Origin of the sequence: Intrasporangium chromatireducens Q5-1, from assembly GCF_000576575.1 — a bacterium.
GTDB classification, from domain to species: Bacteria; Actinomycetota; Actinomycetes; order Actinomycetales; family Dermatophilaceae; genus Intrasporangium_A; species Intrasporangium_A chromatireducens.
The window spans coordinates 1-2,865 of record NZ_AWQS01000359.1 but is presented as its reverse complement, the minus strand read 5'-3'; the positions used below and the strand labels follow the sequence as shown (position 1 = coordinate 2,865).

Annotated in this window: 3 protein-coding genes; 2 read left to right on the top strand and 1 reads right to left on the bottom strand. The window is 69.3% G+C overall.

The features are described 5' to 3' along the window. On the bottom strand, positions 1 to 2,093 hold a 2,093-nt coding region (gene mobF, locus N864_RS20945), incomplete at its 3' end, for a MobF family relaxase (protein ID WP_240474437.1). Between the two features lie 242 nt (positions 2,094 to 2,335). Between mobF and N864_RS26285 the strand changes: the two genes are divergently transcribed. Both N864_RS26285 and N864_RS24890 read left to right on the top strand, forming a co-directional pair. Then, on the top strand, positions 2,336 to 2,458 hold the full coding sequence (locus N864_RS26285; RefSeq protein WP_276203112.1) for a hypothetical protein: 123 nt from the start codon (positions 2,336 to 2,338) through the stop codon (positions 2,456 to 2,458). Positions 2,459 to 2,498: 40 nt separating this feature from the next. Continuing rightward, entirely contained in the window at positions 2,499 to 2,777 is a 279-nt protein-coding gene (locus N864_RS24890; RefSeq protein WP_155893047.1) for a hypothetical protein, read from the top strand. The last annotated feature ends 88 nt before the right edge of the window (positions 2,778 to 2,865 follow it).

The following is a 2,865-nucleotide window of genomic DNA, read 5'->3' as shown; positions in this document are numbered from 1 at the left end:
CGGCGCACGTCGAGAAGTTCTGGCGTGTCATCGCGGTCCGTGGCGAGCAGCTTGAACGCTCCCCCGGCGGATACCGGCGAGAGCTGTGCCCAGTCCCCGACGAGCAGGACCTTCGCCCCGGCGTCACGAGCGAGGGTGGTGATCTGGTCGAGCTCGAGCGTCCCTGTCATGGACGCCTCGTCGATGATGACCAGCTGGCCAGCACGCAGTCCCCAACGCTCCATCTCGTCGGTGGTCCTGTGCGCTTCCCGCACCAGCGCGCGGGTCCGCAAAGACGGGCTGGCCCGGTCCAGGCGCGCACGTAGCCTGGCGAGTATCGCTTTCCGTTCGGGCTGTCGCGTGGTCTCGATCAGCCACTTCGCGGTGTTCTCCGTCGGCACACCGACGGCCTCGGCGAGCACATGCGCGGCCGCCGCGGACGGGGCAAGTCCGACCACGGACCCCGGCCCGTGCTGCGCTTCCCAGACTGCACGCACCCCGGCCATCGTCGTGGACTTCCCCGTCCCGGCCGGCCCGACGAGAAGGTCAACGACGCGCCCAGAGCCAGCGATGCGGCATACAGCGTCCGCCTGCTCCGCCGAGAGCGGATGGTCACGTCCAGGCAACGGACCGGCCGCGACGCCAGCAGCGACACCGGTATCCACGCAAGGACCGTCGACCTGCCGGCTGGCGGCGAGCAGCCGCTCCTCGGCCTCGAGCAGCGTCGTGGTCGTGTACTGGATCGCGTCCCGGGGCCGCAGCCGCGACGCCCCGTCAGGACGCCGTAACCCTTCCGGGAGCAGCTCGATCCCGACGTCCTCGGGAGTGAGCCGGACCACCTGCTCGAGAGCCAGATGGGTGACGTGTTCCGCGACCGTGACCCGCTCGCCCGGGTCCGCGAACCGGACCCCGGCGACCTGCCGGAGCACCTCCGCGAGCAGGTTCGCACGGGTGAACGTAGCCCGCTTGGCCGCCACCTTATCTACGGCGACGCGGGCCGCATCGGCGAGGATCTCCTCCGCCAGGTCCGACGCCCGCAGCAGCGGCAGATCATTCCGGCCGGCAAGCCCGGCGACCCACGCCTCCGGCTCCGCCCCGACATACTGCTGAGCACGCCGCCGCCATCCGGTGACCAGCTGCGACAGGGGCCGTAGATCCTTGTCCGGGCGGGTCTCCAGAGTGGCGCGTTGCCGCAGCTTGAGGACCTCAGTGCTGGTCGGCTGCCGCCCGTGCGAGGTGACGAAGCTTGCGATGAGGTCCTCCTTGACGGCCTCGATCTGGCTGGTGCGCATGGAGAACTCCTCGCGCAGCGCCTGCGGCACACCCGCGATCTCCCACTTCGGCTCGGTCGACCGGGCCCGCCGTTGCGCGTCCCAGGCCACTCCGAGCTCGGCAGTCAGCAGGTCCGCGAGCACGCCGTTGTACAGCTCCGACAGCCCCACAGCGGCACGAAATAGGGCCTTCGAGTCCAAGGTCCGCCAGCCACCATCCGAGGCAGCCTGAACTCGGTTGAGCACGACGACGTGCGTGTGCAGCTGCGGGTCACCTGAGCGCGAGTCCCAGTGGTCGAACGCCGCCGCGACGACCCCGCGCACGTCCTGAGAGACGACGCCCCCGCGGCCCGTGCGGGTGGCGAACACCTGCCGCTCGGCGTAGCCGATCACGAACTGCAGCGCCCGCTGGTGCGCGGCATAGAACCTCGCCCGGGTCGCGTCGTCGGCCAGGGCCCACGCCACCGACACCGACTTCGGCACGGAGAACGTCAGGTCGAACCCGGCCACCGGCTTCCGCCCCTTGCGGGTCTTCCCAGCCGCATCAATGTATGCCGCTGAGCCGGCCCCCACCGGCCGGCCCAGCGGCGCTCCGGTGACCGGGTCCTGCAGCATGCCGAGCATGCGCCACAGGTGCTCCTCGGTGACGATCGCTCCCCTCTCGATGCCTCGGCCAGCGCCCAGGCCGGTGAGGCCGGCGCCGAGGAACCGGCCCGGCGGAGTGCCCTCGGCCGTGTAGTACGCGGTCAGCGGATCGGAGGTCCGCCCCGCCTGATCGGAGCGGGCGACCGAGGACATCAGGTACCGGAATCCGGCACCAAGGGTCATCCGCCTGATCGACATCGTCACGCCTAGAACACGCGACCTGGGGGTCACCATCCGCGCCCGAGCCCGCCACGCGGCCACCTGTGGTGCCAGACGTGTGGCGCAATGGGAGTGGCTTGGCCAAAGGGTGGCGAGTGGGTCGTGGGCGCGGGGCTGCGGGTGTGTGCCCAGATCGTGCGGGAGTGGGCGATGGGAGGGCGCTCCGAGCAACGAACTGGTGAATCGCACGGAGTGCTGGACGACGATCGAGGTCAGTGGCGATGAAGGCCTACGTCACATTGGTCGGTGAGCCCGAGTATCGGAGCGCCACGCCGAACGAGGCGATGACGATCCCGCTCGCGCGTCCACCCATACAGACCAAGGGTGACCCGATCCCGCGGTAGTCGAGGAGTACAGCAACCTCGAACAGGAAAGGCTCCCGAGATGCCGGAGCAATACCCCGTCAATGACCAGGCAAGGACCCGACTGCGCGAGGCGCAGAAACTCGAGTCCAAAGCCCTCCAGGCAGTCATCGCAGCGCGGAAGGCGCGAGACCGCCAGCAGCAGCGACTCGATGCGGCCAATCGCAAGGTCGATGTCGCGCTCGTCGAACTCGTTGGAACCTCGGGCGTCTGGCGCGCATCCCGACTCACAGGTGAGGACGTCAAGACTCTCCAGGCCAAAGCGCGAGCAGCGGGCCTGAGGACGTCACAAATTCACTGACAATTCCGCGAGTCGCATCCACGGCGCATAGGCTCTACTGCACCCTGCAAGACCAACTGAAAAGGACACCCCTCATGGGCCGCGCCAC

What these genes read in the sequence shown, in the direction of transcription:
- N864_RS24890 (WP_155893047.1), top strand. Translation starts at nt 2,499, where the DNA reads ATGCCGGAGCAATACCCCGTCAATGACCAGGCAAGGACCCGACTGCGC.
- N864_RS26285 (WP_276203112.1), top strand. Translation starts at nt 2,336, where the DNA reads ATGAAGGCCTACGTCACATTGGTCGGTGAGCCCGAGTATCGGAGCGCC.